At 71.9% G+C, this 17297-nt stretch carries 17 protein-coding genes and 1 tRNA gene; 10 read left to right on the forward strand and 8 right to left on the reverse strand.

All coding sequences use genetic code 11. The features are described 5' to 3' along the window. The first annotated feature begins 305 nt into the window (after positions 1-305). The gene (locus tag HS041_RS40390; protein ID WP_374058839.1) at positions 306-560 is read left to right on the forward strand and encodes a helix-turn-helix domain-containing protein; all 255 of its coding nucleotides are present in this window, start codon (positions 306-308) and stop codon (positions 558-560) included. 182 nt (positions 561-742) lie between these two features. Next, positions 743-1888 carry an acetyl-CoA C-acetyltransferase gene (locus HS041_RS07965; protein ID WP_196439836.1) on the forward strand — a complete coding sequence of 382 codons (1146 nt, stop codon included), beginning with the start codon at positions 743-745 and terminating at the stop codon, positions 1886-1888. A gap of 205 nt (positions 1889-2093) precedes the next feature. On the opposite strand, the gene HS041_RS07970 is transcribed toward HS041_RS07965, so the two are convergent. From HS041_RS07970 to HS041_RS07995, 6 genes are all read right to left on the reverse strand, one after another. Further along, the gene (locus HS041_RS07970) at positions 2094-2267 is read right to left on the reverse strand and encodes a hypothetical protein (protein WP_196439837.1); all 174 of its coding nucleotides are present in this window, start codon (positions 2265-2267) and stop codon (positions 2094-2096) included. A gap of 303 nt (positions 2268-2570) precedes the next feature. Beyond that, positions 2571-4445, reverse strand: coding sequence for an acyl-CoA dehydrogenase family protein (locus tag HS041_RS07975; protein ID WP_196439838.1), 1875 nt, complete (start codon positions 4443-4445; stop codon positions 2571-2573). 32 nt (positions 4446-4477) lie between these two features. Next, entirely contained in the window at positions 4478-5881 is a 1404-nt protein-coding gene (locus HS041_RS07980) for a sensor histidine kinase (protein ID WP_196439839.1), read from the reverse strand. Then, positions 5881-6567: a response regulator transcription factor gene (locus tag HS041_RS07985; RefSeq protein ID WP_196439840.1), complete on the reverse strand. Its 687-nt coding sequence runs from the start codon at positions 6565-6567 to the stop codon at positions 5881-5883. Before HS041_RS07985 ends, HS041_RS07980 begins: the two co-directional genes overlap by 1 nt. 134 nt (positions 6568-6701) lie before the next feature. Beyond that, complete coding sequence (locus HS041_RS07990) at positions 6702-7220, reverse strand: hypothetical protein (protein ID WP_196439841.1); 519 nt, start codon at positions 7218-7220, stop codon at positions 6702-6704. A 120-nt stretch (positions 7221-7340) separates the two neighbouring features. After that, complete coding sequence (locus tag HS041_RS07995; protein WP_196439842.1) at positions 7341-8075, reverse strand: class I SAM-dependent methyltransferase; 735 nt, start codon at positions 8073-8075, stop codon at positions 7341-7343. A gap of 386 nt (positions 8076-8461) precedes the next feature. Between HS041_RS07995 and HS041_RS08000 the strand changes: the two genes are divergently transcribed. The 3 genes from HS041_RS08000 (at position 8462) to HS041_RS08010 (ending at position 10477) form a co-directional block, all read left to right on the forward strand. Then, entirely contained in the window at positions 8462-8974 is a 513-nt protein-coding gene (locus HS041_RS08000; RefSeq protein ID WP_196439843.1) for a hypothetical protein, read from the forward strand. Positions 8975-9084: 110 nt separating this feature from the next. After that, on the forward strand, positions 9085-9663 hold the full coding sequence (locus tag HS041_RS08005; protein ID WP_196439844.1) for an RNA polymerase sigma factor: 579 nt from the start codon (positions 9085-9087) through the stop codon (positions 9661-9663). Beyond that, complete coding sequence (locus HS041_RS08010; protein ID WP_196439845.1) at positions 9650-10477, forward strand: hypothetical protein; 828 nt, start codon at positions 9650-9652, stop codon at positions 10475-10477. Before HS041_RS08005 ends, HS041_RS08010 begins: the two co-directional genes overlap by 14 nt. A 41-nt stretch (positions 10478-10518) precedes the next feature. On the opposite strand, the gene HS041_RS08015 is transcribed toward HS041_RS08010, so the two are convergent. Continuing rightward, the gene (locus HS041_RS08015; protein WP_196439846.1) at positions 10519-11538 is read right to left on the reverse strand and encodes an adenosine deaminase; all 1020 of its coding nucleotides are present in this window, start codon (positions 11536-11538) and stop codon (positions 10519-10521) included. A 112-nt stretch (positions 11539-11650) separates the two neighbouring features. Here HS041_RS08015 and HS041_RS08020 point away from each other — a divergent pair, with 112 nt between their 5' ends. The 3 genes from HS041_RS08020 to HS041_RS08030 all read left to right on the forward strand — a co-directional run bounded on the left by HS041_RS08020 (position 11651) and on the right by HS041_RS08030 (position 15315). Next, positions 11651-12151: a SigE family RNA polymerase sigma factor gene (locus HS041_RS08020; RefSeq protein WP_196439847.1), complete on the forward strand. Its 501-nt coding sequence runs from the start codon at positions 11651-11653 to the stop codon at positions 12149-12151. Then, positions 12148-13119 (forward strand): PASTA domain-containing protein, encoded by a 972-nt coding sequence (locus tag HS041_RS08025; protein ID WP_196439848.1) that lies wholly within the window; start codon positions 12148-12150, stop codon positions 13117-13119. Before HS041_RS08020 ends, HS041_RS08025 begins: the two co-directional genes overlap by 4 nt. A gap of 240 nt (positions 13120-13359) precedes the next feature. After that, complete coding sequence (locus HS041_RS08030) at positions 13360-15315, forward strand: ATP-binding protein (RefSeq protein ID WP_196439849.1); 1956 nt, start codon at positions 13360-13362, stop codon at positions 15313-15315. Positions 15316-15381: 66 nt separating this feature from the next. On the opposite strand, the gene HS041_RS08035 is transcribed toward HS041_RS08030, so the two are convergent. After that, the gene (locus HS041_RS08035) at positions 15382-16587 is read right to left on the reverse strand and encodes a pyridoxal phosphate-dependent aminotransferase (protein ID WP_196439850.1); all 1206 of its coding nucleotides are present in this window, start codon (positions 16585-16587) and stop codon (positions 15382-15384) included. Between the two features lie 253 nt (positions 16588-16840). Here HS041_RS08035 and HS041_RS08040 point away from each other — a divergent pair. Together HS041_RS08040 and secE are read left to right on the forward strand one after the other, a co-directional pair. Further along, positions 16841-16913: transfer RNA gene (locus tag HS041_RS08040), tRNA-Trp, on the forward strand. 75 nt (positions 16914-16988) lie between these two features. Then, positions 16989-17243, forward strand: a complete 255-nt coding sequence (gene secE, locus HS041_RS08045) for a preprotein translocase subunit SecE (protein ID WP_196439851.1) — start codon at positions 16989-16991, stop codon at positions 17241-17243. Positions 17244-17297 lie beyond the last annotated feature (54 nt).

Raw genomic sequence — 17297 nt, forward strand, 5'->3', positions numbered from 1 at the left:
CGGTGGTCTACGGTCACGCATACGCGATCCCCGCACTACCGCTCCATCGGGCGGTCACTGCGGAAATGACAGGCCGGCCAGATGGCCGGTAGATGGTGTTGAACCTCGTTCGGGCCCCGGCGCGTCATGGCGCCGGGGCCCCTGTCCGTGTCTGGAAAGGCTGTATGGATCAAGCGCAGATGACGTCGGCCGGCGGGTCGGGCCGCAGGCCCCAGAAGACGGCCGGCATCGACGAGACGGTCGGCTCCGCATCCCCCGTCACCACCGGCGAAAAACTCGACGACGAGGATTACCCCGCCTACAGCATGGGGCGTGCCGCGGAGATCCTCGGCACCACTCCGGCCTTCCTGCGCAGCCTCGGCAAGGCGAAGCTGATCGAGCCGCAGCGCTCCGAGGGGGGCCACCGCCGCTACTCCCGCTATCAACTGCGTCTGGCCGCCCGCGTCAGGGAGCTGGTCGACCAGGGCACCGCCCTGGAAGCCGCCTGCCGCATCATCATCCTGGAGGACCAGCTCCAGGAGGCCCTGCGCATCAACGCCGAACTGCGTCGTCAGGACTGACCGGCCGCCCTGCCCGGATCCGCGATCTCCCCGCCCCGGCGGGATGCCGGCGCCTGGTGCAGGGCTCCCGATCCTCCTCGCCTCCGGCCGGTTCCGGGAAGGCGCGGAGGAAAGTTCTGTTGTAACCTCCTACTGACCGAACATTGCTCGGTTTGAGTCAGGGACGGAACCCAGGAGGCACTGTGGCAGAGGCGTACATCGTCGGGGCGGTCCGTACCCCGGTCGGCAAGAAGAAGGGCGGCCTGTCCGCCGTCCACCCCACCGATCTGGCCGCGCACACCCTGAAGGCACTGGTCGACCGCACCGGAGTCGACCCGGCCGCGGTCGAGGACGTCATCATGGGCTGCGTCATGCAGTTCGGCCCGCAGAGCATGGACATCGCGCGCAACGCCTGGCTCTCGGCGGGCCTGCCGGAGAGCGTCGCCGGCGTGACCATCGACCGCCAGTGCGGCTCCTCCCAGCAGTCGATCCACTTCGCCGCCCAGGGTGTGCTCTCCGGCACCCAGGACCTCGTGGTGGCCGCGGGCGTGGAGTCCATGAGCATCGTCCCCATGGGATCGAGCATCACCGCCGCGCTGGAGAAGGGCATGCCCTTCCCCTTCGGCGAGAAGTGGGTCGAGCGGTACGGCAAGCAGGAGATCTCCCAGTTCCGCGGGGCCGAGCTCATGTGCGAGAAGTGGGACCTCAAGCGCGAGGAGCTGGAGCGCTTCGCCTACGAGAGCCACCAGCGGGCGGCCAAGGCGATCGCCAACGGCTACTTCAAGGACCAGATCGCCCCGATCAACGGAGTCGAGGACGACGAGGGCCCGCGCCCGGACACCACGCTGGAGAAGATGGCCGGTCTGAAGACCCTGCGCGAGGGCGGCCAGATCACCGCGGCCACCTCCTCGCAGATCTCCGACGGCTCCGGCGCGCTGCTGATCGCCTCCGAGCAGGCGGTCCGCGACCACGGCCTGACCCCGCGCGCCCGCATCGTCACCCTGGCGCTCACCGGCGACGACCCGGTCTACATGCTGACCGCGCCGATCCCGGCGACGCAGAAGGCGCTCAAGAGGGCCGGCCTGTCGATCGACGACATCGACGTCACCGAGATCAACGAGGCGTTCGCCCCGGTCCCGCTGGCGTGGCTGAAGGAGATCGGCGCCGACCCGGCCAAGGTGAACCCGAACGGCGGCGCGATCGCCCTGGGACACCCGCTCGGCGGCACCGGCGCGATCCTGATGACCAAGCTCCTGCACGAGCTGGAGCGCACCGGCGGCCGGTACGGCCTGCAGACGATGTGCGAGGGCGGCGGCCAGGCCAACGTCACCATCATCGAGCGGCTCTAGGAGAACCTCCGGAGCCCGGCGGCTCCGGATCCGGGTCGCCCAGGACGACGGGCGGCGCCGGGGCTGGCGGGCTCTCGGCGCCGCCCGTTGCACGCGGGGAGGCGGGCGCCGCGGTCCGCCCGTGAGAGGGCGGACGTCGCCGTCCGTGTGCGGGAAGGTGGACGCCGCGGCCCGCGTAGTGGGCGCGGGCCGCGGCGTCCCCTCTTCAGCGGCCGCCCTTGCCGGGGATCCGGCGCGGCTGCTGGGTCGGCCTCACCGGCAGGTGCGGTCTGGGCATCTGCCGGGGCACTGGCGGCATCGACCGCTCGGGGAGCGGGAGATCGTGGTTCTTGCCGGGGGTGCTCTTCCCGGAACGCTTCTTGCCTGAGCGGATTCGCATATGGGACTCCTCGAAGATCTGTGACGACGCGGCGCCGCGGAGGGCCGTGCCGGAGAACTCAGCTACCGCGTCAGACGGAACGGGGCCGGAAAGCTGAGTGCGGGCGGATCAGCACAGGGCTGATCGACGCCTGCTCTTAGGAGTTGATCCACATGCGGTCGACGGTACGGCGCCGGCACCGGGCCGTGCAAGCCATTTGATTTCCCGCCTCCTCCATCCGGTCCGGACACCGCCTGCGCCGTCCGGACCGGCGCCGTGGGCGCGGGTACGGCGGGGCGCACGCCGTACCCGCACGTCCGCACGTCAGCGGATCGGCCGGTGCACGTTCTCGGCGCTCGACGGGCCGGGCTCGGACGCGGCGATCCACGGGCCCTCGACGGAGGCGTCGAGGATCCCCTCCTCCAGGAAGCCGTAACGGCCCTGGAGCAGGTAACCCGCCAGCCGCACGTCCCGGTCGTCGGTGTTGTCCCAGAGCCGGTCGAACAGCGCGTCGGCGCGCAGCCGCGCCTGGTGGCAGAAGGTGTCGGCCAGCTCGGCGGGTTTGTGCCCCAGCTCGGCGGCGTCCTCGTGGGCGCGCACGCACGTCGCGGTGATCGCGAACAGCTCGGCGCCGATGTCCACGATCCGGCCCAGGAAGCCCTGCCTGTGCTCCAGCCGCCCCTGCCAGCGGGACATGCCGTAGAACATGGACCGGGCGAGCTTGCGGCTGGTCCGCTCCACGTAGCGCAGATGCCGGGCGAGCGGGCCGAACTCGCCGTAGGCGCCGGGCCGGTTGCCCGTCCCGGTGACCAGAGTGGGCAGCCAGCGGGCGTAGAACCCGCCGGCCCGGGCGGCCGCGCGGGCCTTGTCACGGCCCTTCACCGAGGGGTCGATGACGTCCCCGGCCGCCGCCAGGTGCGCGTCCACCGCCTCGCGCGCGATCAGCAGGTGCATGATCTCCGTGGAGCCCTCGAAGATCCGGTTGATCCGCACGTCCCGGAGCAGCTGCTCGGCCGGGACTCCGCGCTCGCCCCGGGCGGCCAGCGATTCGGCGGTCTCGTAACCGCGCCCGCCCCGGATCTGGACCAGCTCGTCGGCGATCTTCCAGGCCATCTCCGAGGCGTACAGCTTGGCGAGGGCGGCCTCGATCCTGATGTCGTTGCTCTCGTCGTCGGCCAGGCGGCAGGACAGGTCCATCACCGCCTCCAGGGCGTAGGCCGTGCCGGCGATGAAGGCGATCTTCCGGGCCACCGCCTCGTGCTCGCCGACCGGGCGACCCCACTGCACCCGCTCCACGGCCCACTCGCGGGCGATCTTCACCGCCCACTTGGCGTTCCCCGCGCACGAGGCGGGCAGCGAGAGCCGCCCGGTGTTCAGCGTCGTCAGTGCGATCTTCAACCCCTGGCCCTCGCGGCCGATCATGTTGGCGGCCGGGACGCGCACCTGGTGGAACCTGGTCACCCCGTTCTCGATGCCGCGCAGGCCCATGAACGCGTTGCGCCGCTCGACGGTGATCCCGGGGCTGCCGGCCTCGACGACGAACGCGGAGATGCCCTTGCCCGTGCGGGCCATCACCACCAGCAGGCCCGCCACGACCCCGTTGGTCGTCCAGAGCTTCACGCCGTCGAGCACGTAGTCGTCGCCGTCGCGGACGGCCGTGGTGGCGAGCCGGGCGGGGTCGGAGCCGACATCGGGCTCGGTCAGCAGGAAGGCGGAGATCTCGCCCTTCGCGCACCGGGGCAGGAAGGCGCGCTTCTGCTCCTCGGTGCCGAACAGCTTCAGCGGCTGCGGCACGCCGATCGACTGGTGCGCCGAGAGCAGGGTGCTGACCGCCGGGCAGTAGGAGCCGGCGAGCATCAGGGCCCGGCCGTAGTAGAGGTGGCTGAGCCCCAGCCCGCCGTACTCCTCCTCGATGGTGATCCCGAACGCGCCGAGCCCGGCGAGCCCCTTGACCACCTCGTCCGGGATCTGCGCGGTCCGCTCGATCAGCGCCGGGTCCACCCGGGTGTCCAGGAACCTGCGAAGGGAGCGGAGGAACTCCTCGCCCTTCTTGGTCTCGGCGTCCGCCAGGGCCGGCGCGGGATGGACCAGGTCGAGGCGGAAGTCGCCGAGGAACAGTTGCCTGCCGAAGCTGGGCCTGGCCCACTCCTTCTCACGGGCCTGCTCGGCGACCTCGCGTGCCTTGGCGTAATCGGTCATCGTGACCTCCTCGGGCGCGGATGACTCCGACGTTACGCCTGCGGGAAAGATCCGAGAAGGCGCGGGACGGCGGGGAGCGCCACGTGCACGCCGGTGCCCGCGCCGGGAGCCGAGGTGATCCAGCAGCGGCCGCCGTGCGCGTCGGTGATGGCCTTGACGATCGACAGCCCGAGGCCGGCGCCGTCCGCCACCCGCTCCCCGCCCCGGTGGAAACGGTCGAAGGCCCGGACCACCTGCTCGCGGGACATGCCCGGGCCGTCGTCGCGGACCTCGATGAGGACGCCCCCGTCGGGGGACCGCGCGAGCCGCAGGGCGGCGACGGTCCCTTTGGGGGTGTGCGCCCGCACGTTGGCCAGGAGATTGACCAGCACCTGGCGGATCCGCGCCTCGTCCACGACGGCCGTCAACGTGTCGGGGACGTCGACGACGACCGGCATGTCCGGCTCGATCGCGGCGTGGTCCGCGCTCACGTCGCGCGCGACCGCGGCCAGGTCGGTCTCGGCCGGCTGGAGTCCCGCGCTGCGGTCCAGGCGGGCCAGCTCCAGCATCTGCCCCACCAGCTCTCCCATCCGGGTCGCCTCGTCCTCGATCCTGCCCATGACCCGGGGCAGGTCCCCGGCGCCCAGCGCGCCGGTCCGGTAGAGCTCGGCGTAGCCCCGGATCGTCGACAACGGGGTCCGCAGCTCGTGCGAGGCGTCCGCGGCGAAGCGGCGGACCCGCTCCTCCGACGCCCGCCGGTCCCGGAAGGCGCCCGCGATCCGTTCGAGCAGCAGGTTGACGGCCGCCCCGAGCCTCCCGACCTCCGATGGACCCTCGGGCATGCGGACGGACAGGTCGCCGTCGCTGGCCATGGCGTAGGCGGTGCCGGCGATCTGCGCCAGCGGGGCCAGACCCCGGTTGATCAGCGTGCGGCCGATGAGTGCCAGCAGCAGGATGAGAAGGCCGCCGGTGAGCAGTTCGGCGGCGACGAGGCGGCGAATCGGCGCGTCGACGGACTCCATCGACACGGCTACGATCACCAGCCGTTTGTGCTGCCGGCCCTCGGCCACCCGCGCCATCAGGCGGTACTCACCTGTCGGATCGAGATCGAAGCGTTCCTGCGTCGCCGCGTAGCCCCTCAGCCGATCGGTGCCCAGCCGCTCCAGCAGGTGCGGCACGACGGCGGCCTCCGGGGCGTCCCCGTTGACCAGCCGGGCCCGGCCCGAGAGGGGGAACACCGCGACCGCGTAGGTGGAACCGGTCAGCGTCTGCGAGAGCGCCCCGCCGGGGGCGGCCGCGAGCTTTCTGACGGCGGTCGCGGTGGCCGCGCGGAGCTGCCCGTCGACCCGCTGGAGCAGGTGCTCGTGCAGGACGAACACGCTCACACCGGAGAAGGTCAGCAGCAGGGTCGTGCTCACCGCCAGCAGGCCGGTGAGCAGGCGGGCGCGCAGCGACATCAGGGAACCTGAGGCGGGCGCAGCGTGTAGCCGATCCCGCGCTGGGTGTGGATCAGCGGAGGACCGAGCGGGTCGAGCTTGCGGCGCAGGTAGGAGATGTAGGTCTCGACCACCTGGGTGGGACCGCCGTAGCCCCAGACGAGCTCCAGCAACTGGCGCTTGGTCAGGACCCGGTCCCTGTTCTCCATCAGGCAGGCGAGCAGCCGGAACTCGGTGGGGGACAGGTCCACCGCGACGCCGGCCCGCCGCACCTCCCACCGGCCTTCGTCGAGCTCCAGGTCCGCCACCCGGAGGACGGTTCGATCGGGCTCCCCGACGGAGGGCGTGGTGGCCCGGCGCAGGACGGCCCGGATGCGGGCGACGAGTGCCTCGACCGAGAACGGCTTGGTGATGTAGTCGTCGCCGCCCAGAGCGAGGCCGCGTACGGTGTCGGCTGTGGTGTCCCGGGCGGTCAGGAAGATCACGGGAGTGTGCCGTCCCGCCGCGCGGATCCTGCGGCACACCTCGAACCCGTCGCCGTCGGGCAGCATCACGTCGAGCACGACGAGGGCGGGCGGATCGCGGTCCACCTCGGCCAGGGCGTCTTCGCAGGTGGTCACGCTCCGCACCAGGAAGCCGTGGAAGCGCAGAGCGACCTCGACGATGTCACGGATACCGGGGTCGTCCTCGACGACAAGAATGGACATATAGCTCACAGGGTTTCAACTCTTGCCTTATCCATCCCCTGGAATGTCCCACATCCGGCGGTGCTCCCGCGCCCGCCGGGGCGTGCGAAGCGGTGGGGGCCCGGCGCATCCCGCGGGCCCCCACCGCCCCCCGATCAGCTGCCCGGCGTCGTGGTGGGGGCCGGCTGCTCCAGGACGGCACGGTTACGCGGCACGAACACCGCGGCGGCCGTGGGGTCGGTGACGGTCGGGACTCCGATCACGAAGACGCCGTCTCCGACGACCAGCTTCGAGAGGTCCGCGGGCGCGCCGAGCCTGCGGATCCGGGTCGTCGGGTCGAGGTTCCAGTTCCGGAAGACGCCGTCCTTGCTCTTCACCGTCAGCCGGCCGTCGGCCTTGGCGGTGATGACGCCGCGCTGCCAGGTGTAGTCGATGAACGTCTTCTTGTCGCGGACGGTGGCCTGTCCGCGGAGGCCGACGACCCAGAGGTTGTAGTGGCTGCGCAGGCCGGGGCCGCGCAGCGTGGAGTCGGCCTTCAGCAGCTCGTCCGCGATCGCGGTCACCCCGGCCGGGACGGGGGCTGCCTCGGTGGCCTCCGTGGCCCAGGCGCCGGAGGTGGTCAGCATGATCGACGCCGTGATGGCCGCGGCGCCGATCGCCAGTTTTCTCTTCATGATGCTCCTTAGACGGGTGCCTCTCGGGAAGAGGTGTAGATCAGATAACCGTCTACGATTTGGATCATCAGGGGAGAATCCTGGGAATTCCCTGAGAAAGCGGCCTGCCGGCGCGGGCGGCTACCGCTGCGGGACGCGGGCCACGCAGAAGACGGTCTGGCCGAAGGGGGGCCGGATGAACCGCTCGATGAAGCGGGTGGCCGGGACGACCGTGCGGTCGTAGATCTTGACCAGGCGGGGGTCGGGGTAGCCGACGCCGCCGCGGCGGACCGCGGCCCACCAGGCGATGCCGCCGAGGAAGTTGATCGGCTTGAGCACCTCGATGTCGAGCCCGGCCTTCGAGACCGTGTTGCGCAGGGTGGCGGGGGTGTAGCGGGTCACGTGGCCGACCTTGCGGTCGAAGTCCCCGTAGAGCTGCATGTAGCCGGGGACCCAGATGACGATCCGGCCGCCGGGGAGGGTGACCGCGGCGAGCGATCGCAGAGCCTCGACGTCCTCCTCGATGTGCTCCAGGACGTTCATCATGACGACGGTGTCGACCTTCTCCCCGATGGGGATCTCGGTCGGCAGGCCGAACTGCAGCACGTCGACGTCGTCGTGGCCGGCGAAGCGCTTGTTCAGCTGCTCCACGCAGTAGGGGTCGAAGTCGCTGACCACCAGCCGGTCCAGACGGGGCCGGAACTGCTCGGCGAAGTGGCCCAGGCCCGAGCCGATCTCGAGCAGGGAGCGGCCCACGTGCGGGGCGACCATGTCGAACTCGTACTGCCGGTAGTTCTTGGCCTCATCGCCACCGAGGTGGTTCTCCAGGGCCTCGTCACCGGCCGCGGGTTGCACTACGCGGTCATACCCAGACATGCGGTTCCGTCCAGCTCGCAGAAAACCGTGGCGCGGCGGCCACGGTTACGGACAGGGCGAGTCTAGTAGCCCTTCCCCCCGGGCGGTCCCCTGAACCTTTCCCGATCTTCATCGGGGAACGCCGGGAGAAGACGATCGGCCGGGTGCGGGGAAGCGCCGGTCGCGAGGTGACTGGATCACCTTTTTTCTGGATCTATCGCTATTTCGGTCCTATGGGCGATAAATGAGGATTGCTTATGATCTTCGGCGTGCGCGGAGGAAGTTCGGCCTCATTACGAGATCAGATTTCCTCTTGAGGAGGAAGAATCCATACCCGGAAACGCCGTGCCATTCAGGCCGTGACCCTGGCCAGGTGTTATGTCTATCAGGGAAGGAGCGTGAACTGAATGACCGTCAGCGAGCCGCTTGCCCTGGTGTCCGTGGCCATGGCGGCCACCTGCCAGGGGGATTTCGCCAGGGCCGTCAGCTTGCTGGAGGAGACACAACGCCTCTGCGACGGCCGGGGTGAGCGCTGGGCCCGCGCCTACAGCGACTACGTCCTGTCCATCGCCCAGCTCGGCCTGGGCAGGCTGGAGGAGGCCGAACGGGCCGCCAGGCGGTCCCTCGAGGCCGAATGGCGCCTGCGCGAACACGCCGGGACGGCGCTGGCCCTCGACCAGCTCGCGGTGATCGCCGCGCTTCGCGGCGACGGGCGCCGTACGGCACGGCTCCAGGGCGCGGCCATGCGGCTGTGGACCGCCTCCGGGATGCACGGCCCCTGCCAGGAGGGCATGTCCGAGCCGAGGACCGTGGCCGAGCGCACCGCCCGGCAGTTGCTCGGCGACATGGCCTACGACGTGGCCTTCGCCGAGGGACGCGCCGAGGATCTCGACGACGCGGTGGCCTACGCGCTCGCCTGACGTCCCGGGAGCGGTGTGACGCCGCTCCCGGGGGGCGCCCCGCCGCGGCTCCGGCCGACCCCGGCCCGGAACCGGAGGGTTCCGGGGCTTCCGCTGGGCGCCGGGATGCGGTGGAATCTGTCGGGACATCCGAAGGAGTCCCGACGGACGACGACGAGGCGATCGCCCGCTCCCTGGCCGGTGACCTGTCCGCCTACGAGGCGCTGGTCACCCGCTACAGCGCGCTCGCGCACCGCACCGCGGCGATGCTCGGCGCCGGCGACGAGGCCGAGGACGTGGTCCAGGAGGCGTTCGTCAAGGCCTACCGCCACCTGGCCACCTTCCGCCGCGACTCGCCCTTCCGCCCCTGGCTGCTGCGGATCGTCGCCAACGAGACCCACAACCTCACCCGCTCCCGGGGCCGCCGCGCCGAGCTCACGGTGCGGCTCACCGGGCTCACCCCGCAGGGGACCGACGGCGCCGGGGACCCCGAGCACGTCGCCGTCGCCGTCGACCGGCGGACCCGCCTCCTCGACGCGGTGCGTACGCTTCCCGAACGGGAACGCCACGCCGTCGTCTGCCGGTACTTCCTTCAGCTGTCGGAGGCGGAGACCGCCCAGGTGCTCGACCTCCCGGTCGGCACCGTCAAGTCGCGGACCTCCCGCGGCCTGGCCCGTCTGCGTGAGGAGGCGGACCGTGACCTCACCTGACGAGCTGGAGTCCCGGCTCCTCGCGCTCGGCGAGTCCGTCGAGGTGGCCTGCCCGGCCCCCGCCGACGTGGCGCGAGCCGTACGGGCCCGCCTCGAAGCCCTTCCCGCCGGGTCCGGTCACCTCCCCCCGGACCTTCCGCAGGACGCGCCTGGCGCGCCGCACCCCCACCGCTCGTGGAGTCTCCTGCCGGCGCCGTGGCGGCTGCGGGGGGCGCGCAGGACGCCGCCCGGCTCCCGGGTACGGCGGCGCGTCGCGGTCGCGGTGACCGCCGCCCTCGTCGCCCTGTTCTTCGGCGCCACCCCCGTCGGGCGGACCGCCGTGGTCGAGATCCTCAGGTTCGCCGGGGTCGAGCTGCGCATCGGGAACCCCGGCCCGCTGCCGTCCGGAACACCGCACCCGCTGCCCCGCGAGGGGCGGAGCAGCCTGGAGGAGGCCCGCCAGCGGGTCGCGTTCCCGATCGCCGTCCCCGCGGAGCTGGGCGAGCCCGACGAGGTCAGGGTCAGCGACGGCGGCAGGGTCGTCTCGCTGCTGTGGCCCGGCGTCAGGCTCGACCAGTACGACGGCGCCCTCCAGGTGGTCTTCCGCAAGGAGCTGGGCCCACCCTGGCCCGAGGAGGTCAACGTGGACGGCTTCCCGGGATCGTGGATCCCGGCGCACCACAGCCTGTCCTACCGGCCCCGCGGGGGCGGGCCGCCGGTCGCGGCCCGGATCGCCGGGCCCACCCTCATCTGGCAGCGGGGACAGGTCGGGCTGCGCCTGGAAGGCGTCACGGACCCGACCCGGGCCGTGGAGATCGCCCGCTCGGTCCGCTGACCTCCCCGCCCGCCCCGGCACGGCGCACGCGGCGGGCCCGGTCAGCCCGCCGCCGCCAGCCAGTCGTCGACTCCCCGCAGCATGTCCTTGCGCACCGTCTCCGGAGCCGCCGACCCCCGGATCGACTGCCGCGCCAGCTCGGCCAGCTCCGCGTCGCGGAAGCCGTACACCTGCCTGGCCAGCTCGTACTGGGCCAGCAGCCGCGAGCCGAACAGCAGCGGGTCGTCGGCGCCCAGCGCGATCGGCACCCCCGCCTCGAACAGCCGCCGCAGCGGCACGTCCTCGGCCCGCTCGGCCACCCCGAGCCCGACGTTCGACATCGGGCAGACCTCGCACGTGATCCGCCGCTCGGCCAGCAGCTCCATCAGCGGGGGCGACTCCGCCGCCCGCACCCCGTGCCCCAGGCGGTCCGCGCCCAGGTCCTCCACGCACTCGGCCACGCTCGCCGCACCCAGCAGTTCCCCGCCGTGGGGAACCGCCAGCAGCCCCGCTCCCCTGGCGATCCGGAAGGCACGGTCGAAGTCACGGGCCCGCCCCCGGCGCTCGTCGTTGGAGAGCCCGAACCCGACCACGCCCCGGTCCATGTACTGCACGGCGAGGCGGGCCAGCGTCCTGGCGTCCAGCGGATGCCGGGTCCGGTTGGCGGCCACCACCACGGCGATCCCGATCCCCGCGTGCTCGGCCGCCCGGTCCACGGCGTCCAGCATCAGCTCCATCGTGGCCGTGAGCCCGCCGAACCGCTGGGCGTACCCCGAGGGGTCCACCTGGATCTCCAGCCAGGCCGACCCCTCGGCCGCCTCGTCCTCGGCGGTCTCGCGCATCAGCCGGTAGATGTCCTCCGGACGGCGCAGCACCGAGCGTGCGATGTCGTACAGCCGCTGGAACCGGAACCAGCCCCGCTCGTCGGTGGCCCTCAGCTTGGGCGGCCAGTCCTGCTCCAGCGCGTCGGGAAGGTGCAGACCCTGCTCGCGGGCCAGCTCCACGAGGGTGGTGTGTCTCATGGAACCGGTGAAGTGCAGGTGCAGGTGGGCCTTGGGCAGTTCGCTGAGGGGACGTGGCATTTCAACATGGTGCCGTACCACCGCCGTCCCGGGGTGATTCTTGGTCTCAACCTGACGCGTCTCAACCTGACGCGGCCCCCGTGCGTTGGGGAGGGCGAAAGGGGACCCGCTGATGACGGAAGAAGATGAGGCGGCCTTCGACGAGTTCCTGGCCGCCCGCAGTACGGCGCTGCTGCGCACCGCGATCCTGGTCTGCGGCGCGTCGCAGCACGACGCCGAGGACCTGGTGCAGCACGCGCTGGAGAAGGTCTACCGGCACTGGAGCCGAATCCGGCACGACAATCCCGAGTCCTACGCCCGCAGGGTCGTGGTCAACGCCGCGATCAGCGCCTCCCGCCGCCGGCGGGTGATCCAGGAGATCACCTTCGCCCGGCCGCCGGACACCCCGGCCGGCTCCCCGGACGTGGAGCTGCGCGACACGCTCCTGACGGAGCTGCGGAGGCTGCCCGCGCGGATGCGCGCGGTGCTGGTGCTGCGCTACTGGGAGGACCTGTCGGAGAACGAGACCGCCGCGCTCATGGGCTGCTCGGCGGGGACCGTGAAGAGCCAGGCCGCACGGGGGCTGGCCAGGATCCGCGAGCGGATGGGCACGCGGGAAGGAGCACTGGGATGAGGCTTGAGGACGAGCTGGCCGACGCGATGGAGGCGCACGTCGCGGACGTTCGCGCCACGCCGTCGATGGGCGCGGCGATCCGCCGCCGCCACCGCGCGCACCGGACCCGGTTTCGCACGGCGGGCGCCGCGCTGGTCACCGCCGCCGTCGCCGGAGCGGTCCCGGTCTACCTGGCGGTGAACGCGGGCCCGGCCGCCGCGCCCGGCCCGGCCGCCGGGCCCACCGCCGACGCGAGGGCCACCCAGCTCCAGGAGGTGGCGGTCCCGAAGGTCGTCGGCATGCCGGTGAAGGAGGCGGTCGCCGTGATGGAGCGGGCCGGGCTCGGGGCGACGGTCGAGGGCGACGGGGGAGCCGGCGGCCGGGTGGCGGCGCAGGACCCCGCCGCGGGACAGCGGGTCCCGGCGGGGCACGGCGTCGTGCTGACCTCGGCCGCGATCCCCGACCCGTCGCTGAACCCGGCTCCCACCGACGGTCCGTCCACCGGGGACGCGGCACCGAAGATCCCGGACGACCTCGGTGACCTCGGCGACGGCAGGAAGTTCGGCGGCGTCGAGTTCGGCTACCTGCCCGAGGGCCTGAAGTGGGGCGAGGGGTCGGTCAAGGACGGCTTCGGTGCGACCAGCTACAGCACCTGGTGGGTCGAGGCCGGTCTGGACCCGGGCATGTACAGCGTGCAGGCCGTCGTCTACCGCGGAGGCGCCGCGACCCAGGTCGCCAAGCGGATGAAGGGCTACCGCGAGCAGGGCGCCCGGCCCGTCGGGATCGACGGCAAGCAGGTCTACATCGTCCGGGCGGGCGAGGCGGCGGACCGGATCGAGGAGAGCGGCACCCCGACCGCCGTCTGGACCGAGCGCCGGGGACTGGCGGTCGAGGTCATGCTGAGCCCCGACTACGCCACCAAGCTGACCGAGGACGGCGCGGAGAGGGAGATGAGGAAGATCATCGAAGGTCTCGCCCCCACGGAGTGACCGCCGCCCCGCGACCCGGGTACGGCTCCCGCACCCCGAGCAGCCGGGAGCCGTACCCGCCCGCGCGGCCGGGGAACCGCGCACGGAGGCCGCGGTTCCCCGGCCGCGCGGGCGGGACGAGAAGCGCAAAGCGGTCAACGTTCGGGGAAATCCGCCGACGGGGTTCCGCGCGCACGTGCATCCGTGCGACCGTGAGTACACCAATGGTTATGACGCAGTTATGACGATGCCGGGGCCGTTATGGGAGCAGAGGTCTTCGTCGGCAGGCAGACGGAGCTGGCCGACATCTGCAGCCTGCTCGGGAGAGCGCGCCATGTCACCCTGACCGGCCCCGCCGGCGCGGGCAAGAGCCGCCTCGCGCTGCGCCTGGCCGAGACCCTGGAGCGCGACTCGCCGGGATACGTCCACGTCCTCGACCTGTCCGAGGCCCCCGACGACCTGCGCGTCCTGACCAGGATGCTCGCCGACGCGATCGGCGCCCGCGGGCGCCCGGGCGTTCCGGTGATGGCGTCCGTGGTCAACGAGCTCATGTCCAGCCCGGGGCTGGTCGTCCTGGACGGATGCGACCGGGTCGCCGGGACCGCCGGCACCCTCGTGGACCGGCTCCTGTGGTCGGTCGGCGGCCTGCGCGTCCTGGCCACCGGCAGACAGCGGCTGGGCTTCCCGCGGGAGCAGGTCTACCCGGTCGGCGCCCTGCCGGTGGCCGACGCCGTGGACCTGCTCCTCGCGCTCGCCGGGGACAGGCTCGGCGCAGCCGATCCGGCGGAGCTCTGCCGGCGGCTCGACAACCTCCCGCTGGCGATCGAGCTCGCGGCGGCCGGCTCCGGCCCCGCCGCAGCCGGCCTCTCCGCGGATCCGGTCGGCCTGCACGACGCGTTCGCCCTCAGCCACGAGCTGTGCGACGCCGCCGAACGCCTCGTCTGGGCACGGATGTCGGTCTTCTCCGGGAGCTTCGACGCCGAGGCCGCCCAGTACGTCTGCGCCGCGGACGACCTCACCGACGGCCAGGTCCTCGACGCGCTGCTCGCCCTGACCGACAGATCCGTCCTCTTCCAGGAGAAGGACGGCCCCGGCATCCGCTACCGCCTGCTCGGTGCCGTCCGCCGGTTCGGCGCCGCCCGGCTGGAGGAGCTGGGCGAGGGCCGCGCGACCCGCGACCGCCACCGTGACTTCTTCCTGGGCCTGTCCGTCCGCTCGGCCGAGGGGTGGCGGAACGAGCCCCTGGTCTGGTACCGCAGGCTCGTCCCCGACCTCGACAACCTGTGCCAGGCGGTCGACCACTGCTACGCCGCCCCCGCGGACCGCCGCAAGGGCCTGGAGATCGTCGCCCACCTGTGGTTCCTGTGGGTCTGCTGCGGCCGCTACACCGTCGGGGACGACCTGCTCCGGCGAGGTCTGGAGGCGGAGACCGAGCTCGGTCCCGAGCGGCTCAAGGCGCTGTGGCTGCATGCCTGGATGTCGATCCAGCGCGGCGACCTCGACCACGCCGAGCGCACCCTCGCCGAGTGCGAGATCAGCACCGGAGACTGGGACCTCACCGCCTACCTCAGCCACTTCCGTGCCCACATGGCCGTGGCCAGGGGCGACGTGGGCGAGGCCATGCGGCTCATCAAGGAGGCCAGGACCCGCCACCGCTCGACCGGCGACGTCTTCCCCGGCTTCCTGCCCACCTACATCGTCGTGGCCACCGTCCTGATGCTCGCCGAACGGCATGAGGAGGCCGTCTCCGTCCTGCACGAGGGACGCGAGCTGTGCGGCTCCTGCGGCGACTACTGGACCCGCGCCCGCCTCGACCTGCTCCTCGCCCAGGCCGAGCACCTCCTGGGCAACGTCGCCGCGGCCGCCGCCTCCGCCCGGGAGGCCCTGCGCGGAGCCCGGCTGTTCGACGACGGCATCTCCCTCACGGAGGGGATCGAGACCTTCGCGGTGATCGCCGAGAACGACGGGGACGACGCGCTGGCCACGGTCCTGCTGGCCGCCGCCGCGGCCGGCAGGAGGGCGGGGACGCTCGTCAGCCGCTCACCCCTGCTGGCGGACATGCTGGAGCGGTCCGAGGCGCGGCTGCGGGGCCGTACCGACGAGAAGGAGTACGAGCGGCTCATCGAGCTGGGACACGCGACCTGCCTGCGGGGCGCGGTGGAGTACGCGCTCCAGGGCGTCGTCGAGGGCCCCGGCGAGCCGGAGCCCGAAGACTGAACCGCCGCCGACGGGCTCCGCACACGGGGCGGGCCGGGTCCCGCCCCTCGCCAGGGGCGGGTACGGCTAGCGCGCGCCGGTCAGGAACTTGGCGACCCGGTTGACGCCCTCGGCGAGGTCGTCGTCGCCGAGGGCGTAGGACAGGCGGAAGTAGCCCGGGGTGCCGAAGGCCTCGCCGGGGACGAGCGCGACCTCGGCCTCCTCAAGGATGATCTCGGCGAGCTCGGCGGAGGTCTGCGGGCGCCGCCCGCCGAAGTCCTTGCCCAGCAGCTCCTTGACCGAGGGGTAGGCGTAGAACGCGCCCTTCGGCTCGGGGCAGAGCACGCCCGGGATCTCGTTCAGCATGCGGACCATGGTCTGGCGGCGGCGGTCGAAGGCCTCGCGCATCCGCGCCACGGCCGACAGGTCGCCGGTGACGGCGGCCAGCGCGGCGGCCTGCGCGACGTTGGAGACGTTGGAGGTGGCGTGCGACTGCAGGTTGGTCGCGGCCTTGACGACGTCCTTCGGGCCGATCAGCCAGCCCACCCGCCAGCCGGTCATCGCGTAGGTCTTGGCGACGCCGTTCAGGATGACGACCCGGTCGCCCAGCTCGGGGACCGCGGTGGCGATGCTCGCGAAGCTCGCATCGCCGTAGGTGAGGTGCTCGTAGATCTCGTCGGTGACGACCCACAGGTCGTGCCCGGCGGCCCAGCGGCCGATCGCCTCGACCTGCTCCGGGCTGTAGACGGCGCCGGTCGGGTTGGACGGGGAGACGAACAGCAGGACCTTCGTGCGCTCGGTGCGGGCGGCCTCGAGCTGCTCGACGGTCGCGAGGTAGCCGGTGGTCTCGTCGGTCACGACGTCGACCTGGACGCCGCCGGCCAGCTTGATCGCCTCGGGGTAGGTCGTCCAGTAGGGGGCGACGACCAGGACCTCGTCACCCGGGTCCAGCAGCGTGGCGAACGCCTGGTAGACCGCCTGCTTGCCGCCGTTGGTGATCAGCACCTGGGCCGCGTCCACCTGGTAGCCGGAGTCGCGGAGCGTCTTGTCGGCGACGGCCTGCTTGAGCTCGGGGAGCCCGCCGGCGGGTGTGTACTTGTGGAACCTGGGGTTCCGGCAGGCCTCGACGGCGGCTTCGACGATGTAGTCCGGAGTCGGGAAGTCCGGCTCACCGGCGCCGAAGCCGATGACCGGGCGGCCCGCCGCCTTCATCGCCTTGGCCTTGGCGTCCACGGCGAGCGTGGCGGACTCGGAGATCGCGGAGATGCGCGCGGAGATGCGAGGACGGGTCATGCCTCCATGGTTACAGACCCGTCGTCCCGTTCCGGTGTTTATCCATCATCCGGACGGGGCGTGTACGGCCTGCGGGCCCCGCCGTACAAGGACTTCGGAGAGGCGTGACCTGCATGATCGGTTTTCGGTTCGACGTGGCGGCCATTCCTGCGTAGACTCCGGCGTGGCCTCATCGCCGAGTGCGTGATCGGTGGTCGGGCTGATGAGTCACGGACAAACTTCGGGTCAACCGAGGTATGGTGGTTCATGTCTTAGGGCACTAGCGCAATTGGTAGCGCACCGGTCTCCAAAACCGGCGGTTGGGGGTTCGAGTCCCTCGTGCCCTGCGAGGAGCGGTCCGCGCATCAGGGCGTCTAGCGCGCCGCAGATATGCGTTGGATACGACAGATCGGGTGAGGACTGTGGCGATCGACACGCGCGGCGAAACCGCAGACAAGCCGAGCGGTGAGAAGAAGACTAAGCGCACTTCTCCCGCCCTCTTCTATCGGCAGATTGTCGCTGAGCTGCACAAGGTCATCTGGCCGACGCGCAAGGAACTCATCTCTTACACGATCGTCGTCCTGGTCTTCGTTCTGATCATGGTCGGGATCGTGGCTGGGCTCGACGCGCTGTTCACCGAGGGCGTGCTGAGGATCTTCGGCGGAACCGGGTCCTGAGCAGGCGTCCGGCGGGTCGCTCCGCCGCGTGGCCCATTCCCTCCGCACAACCAG

This window comes from Planomonospora sp. ID67723, assembly GCF_015711605.1.
In the GTDB taxonomy this organism is placed as follows: Bacteria; Actinomycetota; Actinomycetes; order Streptosporangiales; family Streptosporangiaceae; genus Planomonospora_A.

Coding starts and splice junctions, on each gene's coding strand:
- HS041_RS40390 (WP_374058839.1), top strand. CDS start 306: ATGGGGCGTGCCGCGGAGATCCTCGGCACCACTCCGGCCTTCCTGCGC.
- HS041_RS07970 (WP_196439837.1), bottom strand. CDS start 2,267: ATGCGAATCCGCTCAGGCAAGAAGCGTTCCGGGAAGAGCACCCCCGGC.
- HS041_RS07975 (WP_196439838.1), bottom strand. CDS start 4,445: ATGACCGATTACGCCAAGGCACGCGAGGTCGCCGAGCAGGCCCGTGAG.
- HS041_RS07980 (WP_196439839.1), bottom strand. CDS start 5,881: ATGTCGCTGCGCGCCCGCCTGCTCACCGGCCTGCTGGCGGTGAGCACG.
- HS041_RS07985 (WP_196439840.1), bottom strand. CDS start 6,567: ATGTCCATTCTTGTCGTCGAGGACGACCCCGGTATCCGTGACATCGTC.
- HS041_RS07990 (WP_196439841.1), bottom strand. CDS start 7,220: ATGAAGAGAAAACTGGCGATCGGCGCCGCGGCCATCACGGCGTCGATC.
- HS041_RS07995 (WP_196439842.1), bottom strand. CDS start 8,075: ATGTCTGGGTATGACCGCGTAGTGCAACCCGCGGCCGGTGACGAGGCC.
- HS041_RS08000 (WP_196439843.1), top strand. CDS start 8,462: ATGACCGTCAGCGAGCCGCTTGCCCTGGTGTCCGTGGCCATGGCGGCC.
- HS041_RS08015 (WP_196439846.1), bottom strand. CDS start 11,538: ATGCCACGTCCCCTCAGCGAACTGCCCAAGGCCCACCTGCACCTGCAC.
- HS041_RS08020 (WP_196439847.1), top strand. CDS start 11,651: ATGACGGAAGAAGATGAGGCGGCCTTCGACGAGTTCCTGGCCGCCCGC.
- HS041_RS08025 (WP_196439848.1), top strand. CDS start 12,148: ATGAGGCTTGAGGACGAGCTGGCCGACGCGATGGAGGCGCACGTCGCG.
- HS041_RS08030 (WP_196439849.1), top strand. CDS start 13,360: ATGGGAGCAGAGGTCTTCGTCGGCAGGCAGACGGAGCTGGCCGACATC.
- HS041_RS08035 (WP_196439850.1), bottom strand. CDS start 16,587: ATGACCCGTCCTCGCATCTCCGCGCGCATCTCCGCGATCTCCGAGTCC.